Below are 20,166 nucleotides of genomic sequence, written 5' to 3'. Positions count from 1 at the left end.
TGGCGAGCGGGCCGGCATGCCGCCATGCCGCCATGCCGCGTCCTGCAGTGCGTCCTACAGTGCATCCGGTAGTGCGTTCAGTAGATATGGAGCGCGTGATAAACGTGAAACTGCGCAATGCCGATCAGTTCGTGCACGGCCCCGCCGGCGCGATCGAGACCGCGGGCCGTCGGTAGCCAGCTGTAGCGCGGCGGGTAGGGCGGAGGCGTCACCGGCAGGGCGGAAAACCCGAAACGCTTGAAATACAGCAGCGCGCGCTGCATGTGCTGCGCCGTCGTCACGAGGACGATCGGGTCGTCCCGCGTATCGGGCAGCAGCGCCCGGACGAATTTCGCGTTCTGGTACGTGTTGAGGCTGCGGCGTTCGCGCAGGATCGACGCGGCCGGAACCCCGAGCGCGATGAGATCCGGGGCGTAATTGTCCGCTTCCGTCACGCCATGGTGTTGGGGGTTGCCGCCGCTGACGATGACCCGCACGGTTGCCGATCCCGTTTCCTTCCCCGTCGGCGCGCGTGCCGCGCTCGCTTGATGGTAGAGGCGCGCGGTCAGCGCGATCTTTTCGATCGCGTCGCCCTGGGGGCGCGGCGCGCCGCGCGGGCCGGTCAGCTCGGTGCCGCCACCCAGCAGGACGATCGTCGCGGAGGGCGGCGTCGCCGTGGCGGGCCATTGCGCGACATGCAGCATGCGGTCGTAAAGCGGGAGGGTCAGTCCCGTGCCGTTCAGCCAGATCCAGGCCGCCGCGGACAGGCTCGGCAGCGCCAGATGGCGCCGCGCGAAAGCGCGCGCCCGTGTTCCGGGTGGCAGGAAGCGGGGCGTTGTGGCCTTCCCGGTGTCTCCCGCAAAGGCGGCGTGCCAGCATGCGGCAACGCCAAGCAGCAGGAAGGGGAGCAGCGCGATTTCAAAGAGAATCATGGGAACCCGTCGGCAAATGCGTGCTCGCATTCTAGAGGGTGTGACGCGCCGCTTGTTCGAGGAATTTTCGGATCGGGCCATCCGCCGGGCTGGATGGCCCGCATGCGTGCTACGGGTTACGGTGCGGGGGCAGACCGCGGGATGCTTCCGCCACGTCCCGGCGCAGGTCGCCGCGTGGCGCGCCGAGCGATGCCGGCGAAGGGCGCGCACCGCCGTGCTCGACATGCGCCGACGTGCTGTCGACGGCCGTCGACCACGGAGTGTCGCTTGGCCAGTCGCCATGCAGTTGGGCTTGAACGGGAAGCGCGGTCGCTGCGGCGCTCAGTGCGCCGATCGCCAGGGCGATTCGAAGTGAGCGTGACATCGTATTCCTCCTGCCTCGGGGAGGCGATTGCGTCCGCTCGTGAGACGGACACGGTATACGATGACTTTACGGAACCCGGCACGGGCGTGCTGTAAATGTTGGTGACAAATGTATCGGCGGCGGGGGCCCTCGCCGCCGCGCTTTCGCAGCTGCCGTGGACGCGGGGCGCCGCTACCGGCTCGCGTGGCGGCCGATGCGGGAGGCGTCAGGCCATTTTGGCGGGCGCGCGCCAGGATTCGGGATTGGTCCAGAAGGCGCCCCGCAGACGGTCGCGGCTGGGCGGTGCAGGCGGCTTCACGGCGATCGATCCGGCGCGACCGCGCAGCGAGACGCTGCGGCCCGAGCAGGCCAGCAGCTTGACCATTTCCGTCAGCGTACCGTCGGTCTGCCATTCGTCGAAACGGCGCCGGCAGGTAGGGGGCGAGGGATAGCGACCCGGCAGTTTGGACCAGCCTTCGCCCGTGCTGAGCACCCAAAGCACCGCGTTCACGACGGCCCGTGGCTCGACGCGCGGACGACCGCGGCGTTCGCTGCGTTTCGGCTCATCGCTGAACAGCATCTCAACCAGTTCCCACTCGTGGTCTTTCAGGTCATCAAACAGCATGTCTCACCTCACGAAACAAATCGGGTCCGCCGTACTCGTTCGGCACCTGTCGTGCGTGCCTCCCCGTTCCGGCCCTGCGTCATACCGAGGCTCGTTCGAACCGACTCGATGCAGCGGCAGCATCGCGACTTCTGCATCCTCGGCGTTCGGTTTGCGTCTATGACCAGTAAAGCATCAGCCGTGCCATGTGCGGGAAAAGTGCCTGAAGAAGAACGTAAGCCTTTGTTATAAAAGGCATGGCGTGGCCGCAAGGATGCGCTCGAACCGGGATGTCGGACTATCGGGACAATCACCAATGTCGTGCATGCACCGGGGGCGTGCGCGATCCGCCCCGGCCCTTGCACCATCGCAGGCGATTTTCAGGGGCGCGCGCCGGCGCGGACGCATCGGGAACGGCGCGTCGCGGCGGATATGCTTTACTATCACCCGTCAATAAAAAGCGTTGTGCCCGAAAAACTTATGAACGTAACGTTGCGGCAGTTGCGAATTTTCGTGTCGGTGGCCCGGCACGGCAGCTTCAGCCGCGCGGGCGACGAGATCGGCCTGACGCAGTCCGCCGTGAGCCGGGGCGTGCGGGAACTGGAGGGGGAGCTGGGGTTGCGCCTGATGGATCGGACCACGCGCGACGTACAGCTGACCGGCGCGGGTCTCAATCTGCAGGCCACGGCCGCCCGTTTGCTGACCGATCTTGACGGCGCGTTGCGCGAAATCCGGGAAATCGGCGAGCAGCGGCGGGGCCGGGTCGTCGTCGCCGCGAGTCCGACCGTCTCCGCCCGCCTGATGCCCGTATGCCTTGCCCTCTGCGAGGTGCGCTATCCCTTCGTGAGCCTGGTATTGCGCGACGACGTGCAGCAGGACGTGATCGCCAGGGTGCGCTCCGGCGAAGCCGATTTTGGTGTGATCATCGGTCCCTTCGAAAGCGAGGATCTGATCGTCGAGGATGTCATGCGCGATTCCTTCGTGCTGATCTGCCGCTCGGACCATCCGCTGGCGGCCCGCACCGAAGTCGACTGGCAGGCGCTGTCCGGCATCAAGCTGGTGATGCTGGATCGCACGTCGGGGAGCCGGCCGGTGATCGACCGGCTGATGCGCCAGCGTGGCGTCGACGTTCACATCGTGCAGGAGCTGGCGCAGTCGGCAACGGTCTTCGGGCTGGTCGAGGCGGGCGTCGGTCTGAGCGTGCTGCCCTCGTTGTCGCTGCCGCTGCCCGCCGATGCCTCCCTGGTCGCGATTCCACTCGTGCCGCGCGGCGAGCGGACCATCGCCCGCGTGCGCCGCCGCGCGCGCTCGCTGTCCCCGGCGGCGGACGCGGTCTGGTCGCTGGTGGGCGAATGGCGCGACGGCAAACCGGTGCTCGTGCCGCCCGGTAAGGGCCCGTGAGCGCGCGGCGCCGGTACCTGCGTGCACCGCGCCGGCACCTGTACGCACCTGTTACCATGCCGGTTTTCCTCTCGCTTGCGAAGGATCGTCCAGGAACCCGCACATGAACCCTGCCGTCCCATCCGTCGCGTCCGCTGCGTCCGTCGAGTCCGTCGCGTCCATTACGCCGTCGGTGTCGACATCGCCGGTCGCGCGCGTCGCGGTCGCCGCGCTGCGCGCGTCGAAAATCCGGGAAGTCGCGAACGCGGGCCTGGGGCTGGCGGACGTGTTGCCGTTCTGGTTCGGCGAATCCGATCAACCCACGCCCGCCTTCATCGGCGACGCCGCACGGGCCTCGATCGCCGAGGGGCACACTTTCTACACGCACAACATGGGCAACGCGCCGCTGCGCGCCGCGCTCGCCGAGTATGCGACGCGCTTGCACGGCGCCACCGACAGTGAAAACGTCGCGGTGACCAGCGGCGGGGTCAGTGCCATCATGCTGGCCGCCCAGTTGCTGCTGGGCCCGGGCGACCGGCTGGTCGCCGTGACACCGGTGTGGCCGAACCTGGTCGAGATCCCGACATTGCTCGGCGCTGCGGTCGAGACCGTTTCGCTGGATTACGGCCCGCAGGGCTGGACGCTCGATCTGGACCGGCTGCTCGCCGCGCTCACGCCCGCCACCCGGGTGTTGCTGGTGAACTCGCCGAACAATCCGACCGGCTGGGTCATGCCGCGCGCCCAGCAGCAGGTCGTGCTCGATCACTGCCGCCGTCGCGGCATCTGGATACTGGCCGATGAGGTGTACGAACGCCTCTACTACGGAGCGGACGACGTTGCGCCGTCCTTTCTCGATCTCGCCGCGCGCGATGAACGCGTCATCGCCGTGAACTCGTTTTCCAAAGCCTGGCGGATGACGGGCTGGCGGTTGGGCTGGGCGGTCGCGCCCGCGGCGGTGATGCGGGACTGGGGCAAGCTGGCCGAATACAATACCTGTTGCGCGCCGGATTTCGTGCAGCGTGCGGGACTCGCGGCGGTGCGCGAGGGCGAGACGGTGGCGCAAACGTTGCGCGCGGAATTGCACGCCCGGCGCGATCATCTCGCGCGGGGCCTGTCGCAGGTGCCGGGCGTCGACGTGCGTGCCGCCGAGGGGGCGATGTATCTGTTCTTCCGCATCGCCGGCCATGTCGATAGCCTGGCTTTGTGCAAGGCACTGGTGCGGGACGCGGGTCTGGGCCTCGCGCCCGGTGCCGCTTTCGGCGATGAAGGCGAGGGCTTCGTGCGCTGGTGCTATGCCAGCGACATGTCCCGTCTGGACGAAGGCGTGCGGCGCTTGACGCGTTTCCTGGAAGCGCATCCGGGCACCGCCGGGACCTGACGCCCCGGCTGCCGCGACCGTGCGCGTCACGCGTCGCGCGAAGCGGCCGCGAGACGGGGCTTTACCCTCGCCGGTTTTTTTTGTAAGATGGTGGAAGATGCGAGCCGTCCGGTGCCTGACGACGTGCTCATCGTTCCTTCTGCCTCGCGCGGGTGCTGCTGGCGCTGCGCTCCAGACCCCGGTCCACGACGCGCGCGTTTCCGCTCGTACGCCGGCTGCACAACGCTTTCGTACCACAACGATCGATCGGCTATGGTCACTGCGCCTGCCATTCCCGCGCGCCGGTCCAGGTTGTTCGTATACGACCCAAAGGGTCCGACCTTGGTTTCATGAATACCCAAGAGGCGATGATCGTCCTCGAGACCGCGCTGATCTGTGCCCGCGAGCCGGTCAAGCTCGGCGAACTGCGACGTCTGTTCGACGAAGAGATATCGGCGGACACGGTGCGTTCCCTGTTGCAGGCGCTGGCGGAACGCTGGTCGGGGCGAGGCGTCGAACTGGTGGCGCTGGGATCGGGCTGGCGGTTTCAGAGCACGCCCGCGATGCAGCGCCACCTCGACCGGCTCATGCCCGAGAAACCGCCCAGATACTCGCGTGCCGTGCTGGAAACATTGGCGATCATCGCCTATCGACAGCCGGTCACGCGTGGCGACATCGAGGAAATCCGCGGTGTCACCGTCAACACTCAGATCGTCCGGCAGCTCGAGGACCGCGACTGGATCGAAGTCATCGGTCACCGTGATGTTCCGGGGCGGCCCGCCTTGTACGCGACCACCCGGCATTTCCTCGACGACCTGGGATTGAAATCGCTAGGCGATCTCCCGCCGCTGCTCGATCCGGCGCAAGCCGTCGACGGCGCACCGTCCGGGCCGACGTTCGCGGCGGTGGTCGAGCAGGCCGACCCGGCCGTCATCGGATCGCCCGATGCGCCGGATACGGATACGCCGGATTAAAACCTTGCCGCTCCCGGGACCCCGCTCGGGACCGGACGCCGCGCACGTCATGGACGACGCGGACCCTTCATTCATTTCAGAGGTGCTTTTGAAGCAGACCCACGACAGCGACGCCCCTCAGCAGGCGGACGACACCGGTGGCGCACGGCGCGAAAACTCTGGCCGCAACGATGGCATGCAGGGCGCCGCGCAGGACACGGGTGAAGAACGCCCGCGTCGCGGCCTGCGCCGCGGACCGCGCAGTCTGATCGCGCGGCGGCGTGCCGGCGGCGGCAAGAACAAGGCGGGCGATCCCGCGCAGCCACAGCCGCATGCGTCTCACGAGGCGGCGGGCGGTGCGCTGGCCGAAGGGGGCGAGGGCGCCGCCGCGGCACCGCCGCGCCGTGGCGCCCAGGGCCCGCGCGCGCCGCGTACGCCGCGCGCGCGAACCGGTGCCGACGCACCTGCCGGTACGACCCCGGCGCCGCGTGGCGCGCGTGCGCCGCGCGCACGCGAGGCCGCCCGGCCGGATGCCGCGGTCGCCGATACCAGCGACCTGTTCGCCTATGTCACCTCACCGGCGTTCGACGCCGACAATACGGATGCGTCGTTGCGGGCGCCGTTGCCGGGTCGCGGCCGCAAGCCCGCGCCCGTCAAGCGCGTGCTCGCGCCGGACGACGACGCGCCGAAGCTGCACAAGGTGCTGGCCGAGGCCGGCATGGGCTCGCGCCGCGAAATGGAAGAGTTGATCGTTGCCGGACGCGTAACGGTGAACGGCGAGCCCGCGCATATCGGTCAACGTATCCTGCCGGCCGATCAGGTCCGCATCAACGGCAAGCCGGTGCGCCGCAAACTTGCGAGCAAGCCGCCTCGCGTCCTCCTGTATCACAAGCCCGCGGGCGAGATCGTCAGTCATTCCGATCCGGAAGGCCGGGCATCGGTGTTCGACAAGCTGCCGTCGATGAAGACCGCCAAGTGGCTCGCCGTCGGCCGCCTCGACTACAACACGGAAGGGCTGCTGCTGCTGACGACGTCGGGCGATCTCGCCAACCGCTTCATGCATCCGCGGTACAACGTGGAGCGGGAATACGCGGTGCGCGTGATCGGTGAGCTGTCGGAGGCATCGCGCCAGCAACTGCTGTCCGGCGTCGAACTCGACGACGGTCCGGCGAGCTTCCTGCGTCTCTCGGACGGTGGCGGAGAAGGCACCAATCACTGGTATCACGTCGCGCTCGCCGAAGGACGCAACCGCGAGGTGCGCCGGATGTTCCTCGCCGTCGGTCTGACGGTGAGCCGTCTGATTCGCACGCGCCACGGTCCGATCACGTTGTCGCGCGCCGTACGCCGCGGGCGCTACGAGGAACTCGAGGAGTCGCAGGTCCGCGCATTGATGTCGATGGTAGGGCTCAAGGGCGCGACCGGCGACGAAGGCCGCGCCTCGCGCGCCGCCGCGGCGCCCGCGAAGCGCCAGCCGGATCCGATGCAGTCGTTCCTGGGCGTCATCGTCCCCGAGAACGGCGCAATGACCAATGCCGGCCGCTACAGTTACGGCAATGTCCGGCCGCGCCGTCCGTATGGCGCGCCGGGCGCCACGGGCGGGCCGGGCGGACCCGGCGCAGCGGGGGGAAAAGCCGGGGGCGGCGCACGCGTGCCGAGTCATGCCACGGCGAGCTTCCCGATGCGCGACCATTCGCGCGCCGCCGACCCCAACCGGCCGGTGCGCGAGGTCAACGGCAATGTGCGCGCCAAACCCGCGCGGCCTGCCACGCCGGGAGCCGCTCCCGGCGGCCGCGGCCGTAATGGCGGCGGAGGGCGTGGCGGCAATGGCGGCGGCAATGGCGGGCGCGGCGGCAGTGGCGGCGGCCACGGTGGAGGACACGGCGGCGGTCGCGGTCGCTGACGCGTTCACGACGCTTCCGGACGCTTCCGGACGCTTCCGGACGCGCGTCGCGTCGCGTCTTTTCGGCACCGATGACCTGTGCCAGTCAGCGTGTGAGGAGGTGGCCGACACCGCCACCCGGACGCTGCTGGATTGCTATTGCCCGCGAAAAAGCGTAGAATCCTAGCGTCGCCGAGGCTGAGTTTCCCGGCTGGCCGCCTTCTCCATCGAGCAGGACGAGCCAGCCGGGACGCGGCGGACCAGTCCGGGCGGAAACGTCGACCGGCAGGTTGGGCGGGAACGAAGGACCCGTCGTCCGCGAGGCCGGCGGGAAGTGATAAGCAGATGGGCGTGCGCCCATTTTTTTTTGCGCGAAATTTGTGCGAAGCACTTGGAAAGCGTTTTCTTGCAACGCTTTCACGGGTATTTTTCGCTACGAAACAGCGCGGCCGGCAGCGTCGATCTCGCATCAGACAGGTCGGACCCGAGGCGAGCGATCCGCATGTCGGACATCGCTCATGGGGTCCCGACGGCACGTGCGGGGCAGGAACGAAGCGCCGCGCCGGCAGCGGGCGGCGTCGCGCCCCGGCCAGGATTTACTGGGGTATTTGTGCAACTGACCGAACTGATTGAAACGGCTCTGGCCGGATTGGGCTATGAGCTTGTCGACCTCGAACGTTCGGGGGGCGGGCTGCTGCAGGTCTTCATCGACCATCCGAGCGGCGATGTCAGCATCGCGATCGAGGATTGCGAAAAGGCGACGCGCCAGCTGCAGCACGTCTTTACCGTCGAGAACATCGACTTCGATCGCCTCGAAGTTTCCTCTCCCGGCCTCGATCGGCCGCTCAAAAAGCTGTCCGACTACACGCGCTTCGCCGGCCTGGAAGTGGCGGTGACGCTGAAGCGCCCGGTCGACGGGCGCAAGAAGTTCGTCGGCGTGCTGCAATCGCCCCAGGGCGAAACCATCGGTTTGGAATTTGAAGGCAAGACGGGGCTCGCCGTGCTCGATTTTACGATCGCTGATGTCGATCGCGCGCGCCTGGTCCCCCACGTTGATTTTAGGAGCCGCAAACAATGAGTCGCGAAGTACTGATGCTGGTGGATGCGCTCGCTCGCGAGAAGAACGTGAACAAGGACGTCGTGTTCGCGGCGCTCGAAGCCGCGCTGGCGTCCGCCACCAAGAAGCTCTACGACCGCGACGTCGACGTTCGGGTTGAAATCGATCGGTCTTCCGGCGAGCACCAGACCTATCGTCGCTGGCTGGCGGTGCCGGACGAGGCGGGCCTGCAGGAGCCGGACAAGCAGATCCTGCTGTTCGAGGCGAAAGAGCAGGACCCGCAAATCGAGATCGATCAGTTCATCGAGGAACCGGTCGCGTCGATCGAGTTCGGGCGCATCGGCGCGCAGGCGGCCAAGCAGGTCATCCTGCAGCGCATCCGCGACGCCGAGCGCGAGCAGATCCTGAACGATTTCCTCGCGCGCGGCGACCTGATCATGACGGGTTCGGTGAAGCGGCTCGACAAGGGCAATCTGGTCGTCGAATCCGGTCGGGTCGAGGCGCTGCTGCGCCGCGACCAGATGATCCCGAAGGAAAACCTGCGGGTTGGCGACCGCGCACGGGCCTTCATCATGAAGGTCGACCGTACCGCGCGGGGTCCGCAGATCGAACTCTCGCGCACGGCGCCTGAATTCCTGATGAAGCTGTTCGAACTCGAAGTACCGGAGATCGAGCAGGGTCTGCTGGAGATCAAGGCCGCGGCCCGCGACCCGGGGATGCGCGCGAAGATCGCGGTCGTCGCGTACGACAAGCGGATCGATCCGATCGGTACCTGCGTCGGAATCCGCGGCTCCCGGGTGCAGGCGGTGCGCAATGAGCTCGGTGGCGAAAATGTTGACATCGTGCTATGGTCGGAGGATCCTGCGCAGTTCGTGATCGGCGCGCTCGCGCCCGCCGCGGTGCAATCTCTCGTCGTCGACGAGGAAAAGCACTCGATGGATGTCGTGGTCGACGAATCCGAACTGGCGATCGCGATCGGCCGTAGCGGCCAGAACGTGCGGCTCGCCAGCGAACTGACCGGCTGGCAGATCAATATAATGACGCCGGACGAGTCTGCTGCCAAGCAGACCGAAGAACGTTCGGGATTGCGCGAGCTGTTCATGGCGCGACTCGACGTCGACGAGGAAGTCGCCGACATCCTGATCGACGAAGGCTTCACCAGTCTCGAGGAAATCGCCTACGTACCGTTGAACGAAATGCTCGAAATCGAGGCGTTCGATGCCGACACCGTTCATGAATTGCGTAACCGCGCCCGCGACTCATTGCTGACGCAGGCGATCGCCAACGAGGAGAAGGCCGAGGGCATCGTCCCGGAGCTGGAAACGCTCGACGGCATGACCCCCGAACTGCTGGCGAAGCTGCGGGAAAACGAGATCCAAACGCGCGACGACCTGGCCGAGCTGGCGGTGGACGAAATCGTCGAGTTGACGAATCTGTCGACCGAGGACGCGACGTCGCTGGTGATGAAGGCGCGCGAACACTGGTTCCAGTCGGACGAATAAACCCGGGCCGCATGGTCCGGATGCACGAGTCAGCGATGAGGCCCGCATGATGCGCAGTTGAATCCGTATTAAGCACACATATGTGCACAGTCAACCGCAAGGAGTCTGGCTCCTTGCTTCCAAGAGGGATGAATGGCGAGCAACAACGTAGCCCAATTTGCCGCGGAACTTAAAATGCCTGCCGGCGTATTGCTGGAGCAGCTGCAAGCGGCAGGTGTCCAGAAGCAGAGCGCCGACGATGTCGTGTCCGAAACGGACAAGGCGCGGCTGCTGGATCACCTGCGTCGATCGCACGGGTCGGACGCGGATGCCGACAAGCGCAAGATCACGCTGACGCGCAGGCAGACGTCGGAGATCAAGCAGTCCGACGCGACCGGCAGGGCTCGCACCATTCAGGTTGAAGTGCGCAAGAAACGCGTCTTCGTCAAGCGCGACGACGAATTGCCTGAAGAAAGCCCGGCCGTCGATACCAGCGAAGCGGATCTCGCGGCGGCGGCGGAGCTGTCGCGGCGCGAGGAAGACGCACGCCGCGAAGCCGAGGCGCTCGAACGTCAGGCGGCCGAACTGCGTCTGCGCGAGGAAGCGATCGAACGCGAGGAGGCCGAACGCCACGCTCGCGAAGCCGCGGCGGAGGAAGGGCGTCGCCGTGCCGAGGAGGAGGCCGCCCAGCGTGCCGCCGATGCCGCAGCGCAAGCCGCACGGCTTGAAGCTGAACGTACAGCAACCCGACATGGCGAACCGACGCGTGCCGCGGGTGCTGGAGCAGACACAGTGACCAGCGCAGAACAGACCAGTCGCGACGAAGCCGCGGCAGCGCAACGTGCCGCCGAGAAGAAGGCAGCCGACGCAGCCCGCGAGACGGCCGAGCGCGCCGCCGAGGAAAAACGTCAGGCGGCCCGCGCCGAGCAGGGCGAGATCGCCCGTCGCCGCGCCGCCGCGGAAGCGGAAGCGGCCGCCATTCGCGAAATGATGAACACGCCGCGCAAGGCCAAGGTCGTCGAGCCGAAGCCGGTCGAGGTCAAGCCGGTGGAAGCCGCGAAGCCCGCCGACGCGAAGGGCACGCTGCATCGCCCGGCGCGTCCGGAAGGCGAAGCCGCCGCGCCGAAGAAGGAAGCGAAGACGGCGGTTGCCGCGCCGTCGACGACGACGGCCGCGCCGTCGAACGATCGCAAGAAAGGCAAGGCGGGAAGCTGGCAGGACGACGCGGCGAAACGGCGCGGTGGCCTGAAGACGCGCGGCGACGCGTCCGGCGGCGCCGATCGCAACTGGCGCGGTGGCCCGAAGGGTCGCGGCGGCAACCGTCACAACGACGACCGCTCGAACTTCCAGGCGCCCAGCGAGCCGATCGTGCGCGAAGTGCACGTGCCGGAGACCATCTCGGTGGCCGATCTCGCGCACAAGATGGCCGTGAAGGCATCCGAGGTCATCAAGGTGATGATGAAGCTGGGGCAGATGGTCACCATCAACCAGCCGCTCGATCAGGAAACCGCGATGATCGTCGTCGAGGAACTGGGCCATCGCGCGCTGGCGGCCAAGCTCGACGATCCGGAAGCGTTGCTGGTGAACGAAGGCGAAGCGCCGAGCAACGTGGAAGCGTTCGCGCGTCCGCCCGTCGTCACCGTCATGGGTCACGTCGACCACGGCAAGACCTCGCTGCTCGACTACATCCGCCGCGCGAAGGTTGCCGCGGGCGAGGCAGGCGGAATCACGCAGCATATCGGCGCATATCACGTCGAAACGCCGCGCGGTGTCGTCACCTTCCTCGACACGCCAGGCCACGAAGCGTTCACCGCGATGCGTGCGCGGGGCGCGAAGGCGACCGACATCGTCATCCTGGTGGTCGCGGCCGACGACGGCGTCATGCCGCAGACGAAGGAAGCGATCGCCCACGCGAAGGCGGGCGGCGTGCCCATCGTCGTCGCGATGAACAAGATCGACAAGCCCGACGCAAACGTCGAGCGCGTCAAGCAGGAACTGGTGGCCGAAGGCGTGGTGCCGGAAGAGTACGGCGGCGAGTCGCCGTTCATCGGCGTGTCCGCGAAAACCGGCGCCGGCATCGACGATCTGCTGGAAAACCTGCTGTTGCAGGCCGAAGTCCTCGAACTGAAGGCGCCGATCGAAGCGCCGGCCAAGGGTCTCGTGATCGAGGCGAAGCTCGACAAGGGCCGCGGCCCGGTCGCGACGATCCTGGTCCAGTCGGGTACGTTGCGCCGTGGCGATGTGGTGCTCGCGGGTTCGGCTTATGGCCGCGTGCGGGCGATGCTCGACGAAACCGGCAAGCCGACGAAGGAAGCCGGCCCGTCGATCCCGGTCGAGATCCAGGGTCTGTCGGAAGTGCCGGGCGCGGGCGAGGAAGTCATCGTCATGCCGGACGAGCGCAAGGCGCGCGAAATCGCGCTGTTCCGTCAGGGCAAGTTCCGCGACGTGAAGCTCGCGAAGCTGCAGGCGGCGAAGCTCGAGAACATGTTCGAGAACATGGGCGAAGGCGAGGTGCAGACGCTGCCGTTGATCGTCAAGGCCGACGTGCAGGGCTCGCAGGAAGCGTTGATCCAGTCGCTGCTCAAGCTGTCGACCCCGGAAGTGCGCGTGCAGATCGTGCACGGCGCCGTGGGCGGCATCAGCGAGTCGGACGTGAATCTCGCGACCGCGTCCAAGGCCGTCATCATCGGCTTCAACACCCGTGCCGACGCGCTGGCGCGCAAGCTGGCCGAGAGCAACGGCGTCGACATCCGTTACTACAACATCATCTATGATGCGGTCGACGAGGTGAAGGCGGCGATGTCCGGCATGCTGGCGCCGGAAAAGCGCGAGGAAGTCATCGGTCTGGTCGAGGTGCGGCAGGTGTTCCGCGTGCCGAAGATCGGTGCGGTCGGCGGTTGCATGGTGCTCGACGGTGTCGTCAAGCGCTCGTCGCAGGTCCGCGTGCTGCGCAACAACGTCGTGGTGCACACGGGCGAGCTCGATTCGCTCAAGCGCTTCAAGGACGATGTGCGCGAAGTGCGTCAGGGCTTCGAGTGCGGTCTGTCGGTCAAGAATTTCAACGAGATCACCGAGGGCGACCAGCTCGAGGTATTCGAAGTGACGGAAGTCGCGCGGTCGCTGTAAAGCGAACGCGGGTACCGATGTCCCGGGGGGCGCGGCCGAGGCCGCGGCCCCCTTTTTTTTGCTGGACCCGGTCCTGCCGGGTCCCGGTAGTACCCGGCCCCGCCGGGTTTTTGGAGGCGTTCGATGGCGAACAAGAAACAACGCAGCGGTGGTGCGCGCTCCACCAAGATCGCCGATCAGATCCAGCGGGATCTGTCGGAACTGATCATGCGCGAGATCAAGGATCCGCGCGTCGGCCTGGTGACCATCCAGAGCATCGAGTTGTCCCCCGATTACGCGCATGCGAAGATTTTCTTCACGACGCTGTCCGAGGACGTGCAGGCCACCCAGAAAGCGCTCAACGACGCATCGGGCTATCTGCACAATCTGCTGTTCAAGCGTCTGCATATCCATACGGTGCCGACGCTGCATTTCCATCACGACAAGACGCTCGAAAACGCATTCGAGATCTCGAAGTTGATCGATCAGGCGAATTCGACGCGCGCAAGGGACGACTGAGACGCACGATGGAGAACACCACCCCCCCCACCGGGGAAGACCGGTCCGACGACGAAGACCGCGCGGCGACGCGTGCGCCGCGGGGCGCGCGCAACGGTCTCCGGTCGCGCGTCGCGCGGGCCGCGCGTCCGCCGCGGCGCGTGCTCGACGGCGTGCTGCTGCTCGACAAGCCCATCGGTCTGTCGAGCCACGATGCGCTGCTGCGCGTGAAGGGCATGCTGCGCGCGAAGAAGGCGGGGCATACCGGCACGCTCGATCCGCTGGCCTCGGGCCTGCTGCCGCTGTGCTTCGGCGAGGCGACCAAGTTTTCCCAGGACCTGCTGGACGCCGACAAGTATTACGAGGCGACCCTGCGGCTGGGCGAACGCAGCGACACCGGCGACGCCGAGGGCGCGATCGTCGAGACGCGCCCGGTGACGTGCGATCTGGCGGCGGTCGATGCGGTGATCGCGCGTTTTCGGGGCGACATCGAGCAGGTGCCGCCGATGTATTCGGCGATCAAGCGCGACGGCAAGCCGCTGTACGAGTACGCGAGAGCGGGACAGACGGTCGAGCGGGACGCGCGCCGGGTCACGATCCACGCGCTGGAACGCCTGTCGGACGCCGCCGAACTGGCCGGCGCGCAGGAGGTGCGCGTGCGCGTGCATTGCAGCAAGGGCACCTACATCCGCACGCTGGCGGAGGACATGGGCGAGGCGCTGGGGTGCGGCGCGCATCTGCGCGCGTTGCGGCGCACGCGCGTGGGCGCGCTCACGCTCGACCAGGCGGTGACGCTGCAGGCGCTTCAGGACCGGTTGGAGGGCGATGGCCGGGCGATGCTGCCGGATGTCGCGGCGGGAAGGGCGGCGGATGCGGCGAATACGGCGGATGCGGCGGATGCGGCGGATGAGCTGCACGGCGCGCGGGGGCCGGAGATGGCGGGGGGGCGCGTCGACGAGCCGTCGGGCGACCCCGCTTTGGCGCCGGCGGCACCCGGCGAGACTGCCGGCTTCGTGCCGGCGCTCGACCCGGGCGGCTTGCTGCAACCCATCGATGCGTTGCTGTCCAGCTACCCCGCGGTTCTGCTGAGCGCCGAACTCGCGGTGCGGTTCCGTCATGGGCAACGCCTGCGTCTGGATGCGCACGCGCCGATGCGCTGGCCATCGCCATCCGGGGCGGCCGACGGCGGCATCGCCAACCCGGCGGCCAGCGCGGCGCTCGACCCGGCGACCGAGGACATCGGCCGGGTCCGCGTCTACGGGGCGAACGACCGTTTGCTGGGCACGGCGACGCTGGTTGCCGGACGTCTGGCGCCGGAGCGTCTGGTGGGAACGGACGGCGCCTGAGTGGCGCGACATCCTGCGGCGCGCGGAAGGCGTCGCCAGGCATGCCTGCCCGACGGGCGCCGTCGGCGTCGTTCAATGCGCGGCCGAGGCCGCCGCCCCCGCGTCGCCTTCCGCTTTCTGCCGCTGGGTGATCCAGACCAGCGCGATCAGCGCGAGAAAGATCCCGGCCGACAGATAGAACAGGTCGTCCACGCCCATCGTCGACGCCTGCTGGCCGAGCGCGGCGTTGAAAGCGCCCAGCGCCTGCGTATGCGACATGCCGAGCGACTGCATCCGGTCGATCGCCTGCGTGAAGGTCGGGTTGTACGGCGTGGCCTGTTCGATCAGGCGGGCGTGGTGTAGCGACGTGCGCCGGTCCCACGCGGTCGTGAACACCGACGAGCCGATGCCGCCGAACATGATCCGTACGAAATTGAACAGCCCCGACGCCGCCGGGATCCGCTCGCCCGGCAGGCCGGACAGGGTGATGGTCACCAGCGGAATGAAAAAGCCCGCGAGCGCGGCGCCCTGGATCAGCGTGGGCACCATCAGCGAAAAGGTATCGACATCGGTCGTGTAGCGCGAGCGCATCCAGAATACGATCGCGAAGATGACGAAGGCGCTGGTGGCCATGTAGCGCGGGTCGGTGCGGGTCAGCAGGCGCCCGGCCAGCGGCGAGAGCAGGATCGCGAAGACACCCACCGGCGCGAGCACCAGGCCCGCGTTGGTGGCGGTGTAGCCGAGCGTCGTCTGCAACCAGAGCGGAATCAGCACCAGATTGCCGAAATAGAGCCCATAGCCGACCGCCAGCGCGATCGTGCCACCGGTGAAGTTGCGTTTCGCGAACAGCGAGAGGTCGACCACCGGATGCGTGGCGGTGAGCTCCCAGATCACGAAGACGGCGAACCCGACGAGCGCGATCAGGCCAAGGACCACGATGGTCGGCGAACTGAACCAGTCGAGGTCCTTGCCCTTGTCGAGCATCACCTGCATGCAGCCTACCCAGACGACGAGCAGGAACAGGCCCAGCTTGTCGATCGGCAGCGCGCGGACCGCCGATTCGCGGCTGCGGTAGACGAACCAGGTCGCGACGGCCGCGACGATGCCCACGGGGACATTGACGTAGAAAATCCAGGGCCAGGAATAGTTATCCGAGATGTAGCCGCCGAGGATCGGTCCCGCGACCGGCGCGACGAGGGTCGTCATCGACCAGAGCGCCAGCGCCATCGGCGCCCTGGCGCGGGGGTAACTGCCGAGCAACAGCGATTGCGATAGCGGGATCATCGGCCCGGCCACCGCGCCCTGCAGCACGCGCGCGGCGAGCAGGAAGGGCAGCGTGGGCGCAAGGCCGCACAACCAGGACGCGATCACGAACAGCACGATCGAGATGAAGAACAGCTTCACCTGGCCGAAACGCTGGGTGAGCCAGCCGGTCAGCGGCACCGAGATCGCATTGGCGACGGCGAACGAGGTGATCACCCAGGTGCCCTGGTCGGACGCCACCCCCAGGTCGCCCGATATCGCCGGAATCGACACGTTGGCGATCGAGGTGTCGAGGACGTTCATGAAAACGGCCAGCGACACGGCGACCGTGCCGAGCACGAGGGCGCCGCCGGTCAGGGGTTCGTGGGCGCGGGGCGCGGTGGCGGCCATGGCGCTAGGCGTTCACGAGCGGGTATTGCCGATATTGGCCGCGATGATGCGCGCGATCTCGGCATCCGCCTGCGCGCCGTACTGCGCGAAGACATCGGTCTGGTAGACGGTGTTCGGCACGTTGCCGAGCTGGTCGTGTTCCTGGTCCTTGATGGTCACGTCGACATTCATCGACAGGCCGATACGCAACGGATGCGCCTGCAGTTCCTGCGGATCCAGCGCGATGCGCACCGCCAGGCGCTGTACCACCTTGATCCAGTTGCCGGTCGCGTTCTGCGCCGGCAGCAGGGCGAAGGCGCTACCCGTACCCGCCGAGAAACCCTGCACGTGACCATGGAACACCTGCTTGCCGCCGTAAACGTCGGCGGTCAGGTCGACCGGCTGGCCGATACGCATGTGGCGCAGTTGCACTTCCTTGAAGTTGGCGTCCACCCAGACACCGTTGAGCGGCACGATCGCCATCAACGGGGTGCCCGGCGACACGCGCTGGCCAACCTGCACCGCGCGTTTCGCGACATAGCCGCTGACCGGCGCGGGCAGGGTGTTGCGGGCGTAGTTCAGGTAAGCGTCGCGCACGCGCGCGGCGGCAAGCTTGACGTTGGGCTGGTTGCTCACGGTAAGGCGGTCGGTCAGCGCGCGGTTCGACACGAGCTGTTGCTGGGCTGCGTCGACCGCCGCCTGGGCGCTGCGCACCGCATCCCGCGCGTGGGAGATTTCCTCGCCCGACACCGCGCCGGTCTGCGCGATCGCGAGGCGCCGTTGCAGATCCGATCTGGCCTTCGCCAGGTCGGACTGGCGCTCGGCGACGGTCGCCGAATACGCGTTGTTGTTCGCATACAGCGTGCGGCCCTGCCGCACCGCCTGCGCCAGATTCGCCTCGGTCTGTTCCAGCGCGACCTTGGCGTCGGCGTCGTCCAGGCGCACCAGCGGATCGCCTTGCTTGACGGTTTGCGTATCGTCGGCGTTGACGGCGATCACGGTGCCCATGACCTGCGACGTAATCTGCACGACGTTGCCGTTGACGTAGGCGTCGTCGGTTTCCTCGTGGAACTGCGCGACGAGGAAGTAATAAAAGCCGTAGGCGACGGCCGCGACGATCACGATCAGCGCGACCAGCAGCAACCACCATTTGCGGCGGCCACTGGGCTTGGCGGGCGGCGGATTGGGCGCCTGACCGGGTGTCTGATTCGGCGTCTGATTGGACGTCTGATTGGGCGGGGACGTCGGCGTCCCGGCGGCCGGTTGGGGGGTGCTCATCGTGTGCTCCGGTTCTTATTCGAGATCATGTAGGCGAGGTCATTGCATCGAGGGCGTCACGCCGGGGCGGCGGCGCGCTGTCGAAGCCGCCCCCCAGCGCCTTGATCAGGCCGATCTGCTGGTCGCGCCGCTGGGACGCCAGCGTCACCAGCGTCTGGCGCTGCTGCAGCAGCGCCCGATCCGCGTCGAGTACCTGCAGTTGCGTCGACAGGCCGCCCTGGTAGCGGATCACGGCGAGCTGATAGGCCTTCGCGGCGGCGTCGTAGGCCGCCTGCGCGTCGTGCTGCTGCTGCTCGATCGAGCGGATCTGCGCGATCTGCGTGGCGACTTCGGTCAACGCGCGCACCAGCGTGTCGTTGTAGGTCGCGACGGCCGTATCGAAAGTCGCGTACCGGTCCTTCAGTCGGGCGCGCAGCGCGCCGGCGTCGAAGATCGGCAGATCGATCGCCGGACCCACCTGGATCTGCCGGCTGCCGAACTGCAGGAAATGGCCGAAGCCGAAGGCATCGAAACCGGCGGCTGCCGACAGATTGATATCCGGATAGAAGTCCGCCTTGCCGATGGTCACGCCTTGCGTAGCGGCGTCGATGCGCCAGCGCGCGGCGACGATGTCCGGGCGCCGCGACAACAGGTTCGCGGGCACGTTGTCGGGCAGCGCCGACACCGGCAACGGCTGCATCTGCGGACGGGCGATCGCCAGCCCCCGGTCCGGCCCCTTGCCGAGCAGCGCGCCCAACTGATAGCGCATGACGGTGATGCTTCCCTGAAGCTGGGAGACGAGGGTATTGCTGGTTGCGATCTGCGTGTCGGACACGCGCGTCTCGACCTGCGTGTCGAGCCCGGCGGAAAAGCGCGCGGCACTGATCTGGCCGAGCGCCTGGCGTTCGCGCGCCTCGGCCTGGGCGACGTCGAACAACGCATACTCGCGTGCCAGCGCGTTGTACTGCTGCGCGACCGAGGTCGCCAGCGCGAGCCGGGATTCCTGCTCCTCGGCCGCGCTCGCGCGTTGCTCGGAGATCGCCTGCGCGAGACCGGCGCTATTCTTGCCCCACAGATCGAGTTCGTACGACGCGGACAGCGAGGCGTTGTTCTCGGTGTACCAACTGCCGCCATAGGGTTCGGGATAGAGTGCGTTGCCCGAATACAGTTCCCGCTTCACCGAATAGTGCCCGTCGACCCGAGGATAGCGTCGCGCGTCGGCGCCGGCGGCGTAGGCGGCGGCGCGGTCCAGGCGCGCACGGGCCTCGGCGATCGACGGGTTGTTCGCCAGCGCTTCTGCGATCAGGCTGCTCAGTTGCGTATCGCCGAAGTCGGCCGCCCAGTTCATCGTCGGCCACTGGCCGCCTTGCGTCGGCAGGCTTTGCGCGGTGTCGATCCGTGCGACATCGAGCGGCTGTTTGTCGCTGCGAATGCCGGCATAGTTCGCGCAGCCGGCGAGGGAGGCGAGGCCCGCCGTGGCCAGCAGCAGCGCGCCCGCGCTGCGCGACAGCCGCGCGCGGGCGCGAAAAGACAGGGAAGGTGGATTCATGGCTTGGGCCAGTGCGTGAAACCGGTCTACCGTCGGGGTCGCCGCCACGCGGGCGCTCACTTTCCGGTACACGTTTGGTGATTGAGGATGATTTTTTTGAGCAGACGCTGCAGCGCGTCGGCCTCGTCCGGCGTGAAACCCGCCAATATTTTTTCCAGCATGTCGGTGTAGATAGGCTGCAACCCCTCCAGCATCGCATGGCCCGCCGCGCTCAGCGCGACATCGACGACGCGCCGGTCCGCCGCGCTGCGGGTACGTGCCACCAGGCCGCGGCTCTCGAGCTTGTCGAGCAGACGTGTCACGGCGCTGGCGTCGAGGCCGACCTCCCGCGCGAGATCGGCGCCGCTGCGTTGCCCCCGGCGCAGCAAAATCAGCATGCTCGCCTGCGTGCTGTTCAGCTGGAAACGCGGTAGCGTCGCGGCCTGCACCTCGGATGTCATCAACGCGCGCACCCGGGAAAGCAGATAGCAGACCGACTCGTCCGCGTACGGCTGCGACCGGGACGGTGGTGGCGCTGAAGGCCGCGCGGAACGCGGCGGCGCATCCGGGTAATCGGTTTTCGAATGCAAGATGCGTGCAATGACAATGATTGAAAGGTCACGCATTATAAGGATGGATGCCGTGGCAGGCAATGTGCGTTTGCCCGTGTGATCGTCCGGCGACATTGCCTCGCGGGCAAACGCGTGCTTAGCAAAGCCCGAATACCGTGCTATAATCGCTTGTTCCGGAATGGGCGTGCGCTAGGCCAGCATCTCTGTGACAGCGTCGGCGTACAACAATGTCCGATTCGCTTTGTCATCGGCGGTGCCATCGGGGTCGATCATCGGCTTCGGCG

The 20,166-nt window shown here is 67.3% G+C and carries 15 protein-coding genes and 2 pseudogenes; 10 read left to right on the top strand and 7 right to left on the bottom strand.

Going from position 1 to position 20,166, the window contains the following annotated elements:
• Positions 1-77: 77 nt before the first annotated feature.
• The 3 genes from OVY01_RS04035 to OVY01_RS04025 form a co-directional block, all read right to left on the bottom strand.
• Positions 78-911, bottom strand: a complete 834-nt coding sequence (locus OVY01_RS04035) for a YdcF family protein (protein ID WP_267845825.1) — start codon at positions 909-911, stop codon at positions 78-80.
• Between the two features lie 109 nt (positions 912-1,020).
• Positions 1,021-1,275, bottom strand: a complete 255-nt coding sequence (locus OVY01_RS04030; protein ID WP_267845824.1) for a hypothetical protein — start codon at positions 1,273-1,275, stop codon at positions 1,021-1,023.
• A 205-nt stretch (positions 1,276-1,480) separates the two neighbouring features.
• A complete protein-coding gene (locus OVY01_RS04025) occupies positions 1,481-1,879 on the bottom strand; it encodes a transposase (protein WP_267845822.1) in 399 nt (132 codons plus the stop codon).
• Between the two features lie 459 nt (positions 1,880-2,338).
• On the opposite strand from OVY01_RS04025, the gene OVY01_RS04020 reads away from it, so the two are divergent.
• From OVY01_RS04020 to OVY01_RS23220, 10 genes and pseudogenes are all read left to right on the top strand, one after another.
• Positions 2,339-3,259 (top strand): LysR family transcriptional regulator, encoded by a 921-nt coding sequence (locus tag OVY01_RS04020; RefSeq protein WP_267845821.1) that lies wholly within the window; start codon positions 2,339-2,341, stop codon positions 3,257-3,259.
• A 103-nt stretch (positions 3,260-3,362) separates the two neighbouring features.
• Positions 3,363-4,616: a pyridoxal phosphate-dependent aminotransferase gene (locus tag OVY01_RS04015; RefSeq protein ID WP_267845819.1), complete on the top strand. Its 1,254-nt coding sequence runs from the start codon at positions 3,363-3,365 to the stop codon at positions 4,614-4,616.
• Positions 4,617-4,945: 329 nt separating this feature from the next.
• A pseudogene (gene scpB, locus OVY01_RS04010) lies at positions 4,946-5,459 on the top strand (SMC-Scp complex subunit ScpB); the annotation flags it as partial.
• A 198-nt stretch (positions 5,460-5,657) separates the two neighbouring features.
• The gene (locus OVY01_RS04005; RefSeq protein WP_432422180.1) at positions 5,658-7,448 is read left to right on the top strand and encodes a pseudouridine synthase; all 1,791 of its coding nucleotides are present in this window, start codon (positions 5,658-5,660) and stop codon (positions 7,446-7,448) included.
• A gap of 589 nt (positions 7,449-8,037) precedes the next feature.
• Complete coding sequence (gene rimP / locus OVY01_RS04000; RefSeq protein WP_267847660.1) at positions 8,038-8,505, top strand: ribosome maturation factor RimP; 468 nt, start codon at positions 8,038-8,040, stop codon at positions 8,503-8,505.
• On the top strand, positions 8,502-9,986 hold the full coding sequence (nusA, locus tag OVY01_RS03995) for a transcription termination factor NusA (protein ID WP_267845818.1): 1,485 nt from the start codon (positions 8,502-8,504) through the stop codon (positions 9,984-9,986). Before rimP ends, nusA begins: the two co-directional genes overlap by 4 nt.
• Positions 9,987-10,118: 132 nt before the next feature.
• Entirely contained in the window at positions 10,119-13,091 is a 2,973-nt protein-coding gene (infB, locus tag OVY01_RS03990; protein ID WP_267845816.1) for a translation initiation factor IF-2, read from the top strand.
• A gap of 123 nt (positions 13,092-13,214) precedes the next feature.
• On the top strand, positions 13,215-13,589 hold the full coding sequence (rbfA, locus tag OVY01_RS03985; RefSeq protein ID WP_267845814.1) for a 30S ribosome-binding factor RbfA: 375 nt from the start codon (positions 13,215-13,217) through the stop codon (positions 13,587-13,589).
• Between the two features lie 8 nt (positions 13,590-13,597).
• Positions 13,598-14,587: pseudogene (gene truB, locus OVY01_RS23135) on the top strand (tRNA pseudouridine(55) synthase TruB); the annotation flags it as partial.
• A 132-nt stretch (positions 14,588-14,719) separates the two neighbouring features.
• Positions 14,720-14,914 carry a tRNA pseudouridine(55) synthase TruB gene (locus OVY01_RS23220; protein ID WP_432422219.1) on the top strand — a complete coding sequence of 65 codons (195 nt, stop codon included), beginning with the start codon at positions 14,720-14,722 and terminating at the stop codon, positions 14,912-14,914.
• A 72-nt stretch (positions 14,915-14,986) separates the two neighbouring features.
• Here OVY01_RS23220 and OVY01_RS03975 read toward each other — a convergent pair whose 3' ends face one another.
• Genes OVY01_RS03975 through OVY01_RS03960 form a run of 4 tightly spaced genes read right to left on the bottom strand, consistent with a single transcriptional unit; the run spans position 14,987 to position 19,900 of the window.
• Positions 14,987-16,546, bottom strand: a complete 1,560-nt coding sequence (locus OVY01_RS03975; RefSeq protein WP_267845811.1) for a DHA2 family efflux MFS transporter permease subunit — start codon at positions 16,544-16,546, stop codon at positions 14,987-14,989.
• A 12-nt stretch (positions 16,547-16,558) separates the two neighbouring features.
• Positions 16,559-17,803 carry an HlyD/EmrA/EmrK family protein gene (locus OVY01_RS03970; protein ID WP_267845810.1) on the bottom strand — a complete coding sequence of 415 codons (1,245 nt, stop codon included), beginning with the start codon at positions 17,801-17,803 and terminating at the stop codon, positions 16,559-16,561.
• A 25-nt stretch (positions 17,804-17,828) separates the two neighbouring features.
• Positions 17,829-19,331, bottom strand: a complete 1,503-nt coding sequence (locus OVY01_RS03965; protein ID WP_267845808.1) for an efflux transporter outer membrane subunit — start codon at positions 19,329-19,331, stop codon at positions 17,829-17,831.
• Between the two features lie 56 nt (positions 19,332-19,387).
• Complete coding sequence (locus OVY01_RS03960; protein ID WP_267845806.1) at positions 19,388-19,900, bottom strand: MarR family winged helix-turn-helix transcriptional regulator; 513 nt, start codon at positions 19,898-19,900, stop codon at positions 19,388-19,390.
• Positions 19,901-20,166: the final 266 nt, after the last annotated feature.

The sequence above is a fragment of the Robbsia betulipollinis genome, from assembly GCF_026624755.1.
Lineage (GTDB): Bacteria > Pseudomonadota > Gammaproteobacteria > Burkholderiales > Burkholderiaceae > Robbsia > Robbsia betulipollinis.
The sequence above is the reverse complement of the archived record's forward strand: the minus strand, read 5'-3'. Positions and strand labels throughout refer to the sequence as shown.

What these genes read in the sequence shown, in the direction of transcription:
- OVY01_RS03970 (WP_267845810.1), bottom strand. Translation starts at nt 17,803, where the DNA reads ATGAGCACCCCCCAACCGGCCGCCGGGACGCCGACGTCCCCGCCCAAT.
- rbfA (WP_267845814.1), top strand. Translation starts at nt 13,215, where the DNA reads ATGGCGAACAAGAAACAACGCAGCGGTGGTGCGCGCTCCACCAAGATC.
- OVY01_RS04025 (WP_267845822.1), bottom strand. Translation starts at nt 1,879, where the DNA reads ATGCTGTTTGATGACCTGAAAGACCACGAGTGGGAACTGGTTGAGATG.
- OVY01_RS23220 (WP_432422219.1), top strand. Translation starts at nt 14,720, where the DNA reads ATGCGCTGGCCATCGCCATCCGGGGCGGCCGACGGCGGCATCGCCAAC.
- OVY01_RS04030 (WP_267845824.1), bottom strand. Translation starts at nt 1,275, where the DNA reads ATGTCACGCTCACTTCGAATCGCCCTGGCGATCGGCGCACTGAGCGCC.
- OVY01_RS03975 (WP_267845811.1), bottom strand. Translation starts at nt 16,546, where the DNA reads ATGGCCGCCACCGCGCCCCGCGCCCACGAACCCCTGACCGGCGGCGCC.
- OVY01_RS04035 (WP_267845825.1), bottom strand. Translation starts at nt 911, where the DNA reads ATGATTCTCTTTGAAATCGCGCTGCTCCCCTTCCTGCTGCTTGGCGTT.
- nusA (WP_267845818.1), top strand. Translation starts at nt 8,502, where the DNA reads ATGAGTCGCGAAGTACTGATGCTGGTGGATGCGCTCGCTCGCGAGAAG.
- infB (WP_267845816.1), top strand. Translation starts at nt 10,119, where the DNA reads ATGGCGAGCAACAACGTAGCCCAATTTGCCGCGGAACTTAAAATGCCT.
- OVY01_RS03965 (WP_267845808.1), bottom strand. Translation starts at nt 19,331, where the DNA reads ATGAATCCACCTTCCCTGTCTTTTCGCGCCCGCGCGCGGCTGTCGCGC.
- OVY01_RS04015 (WP_267845819.1), top strand. Translation starts at nt 3,363, where the DNA reads ATGAACCCTGCCGTCCCATCCGTCGCGTCCGCTGCGTCCGTCGAGTCC.
- OVY01_RS04020 (WP_267845821.1), top strand. Translation starts at nt 2,339, where the DNA reads ATGAACGTAACGTTGCGGCAGTTGCGAATTTTCGTGTCGGTGGCCCGG.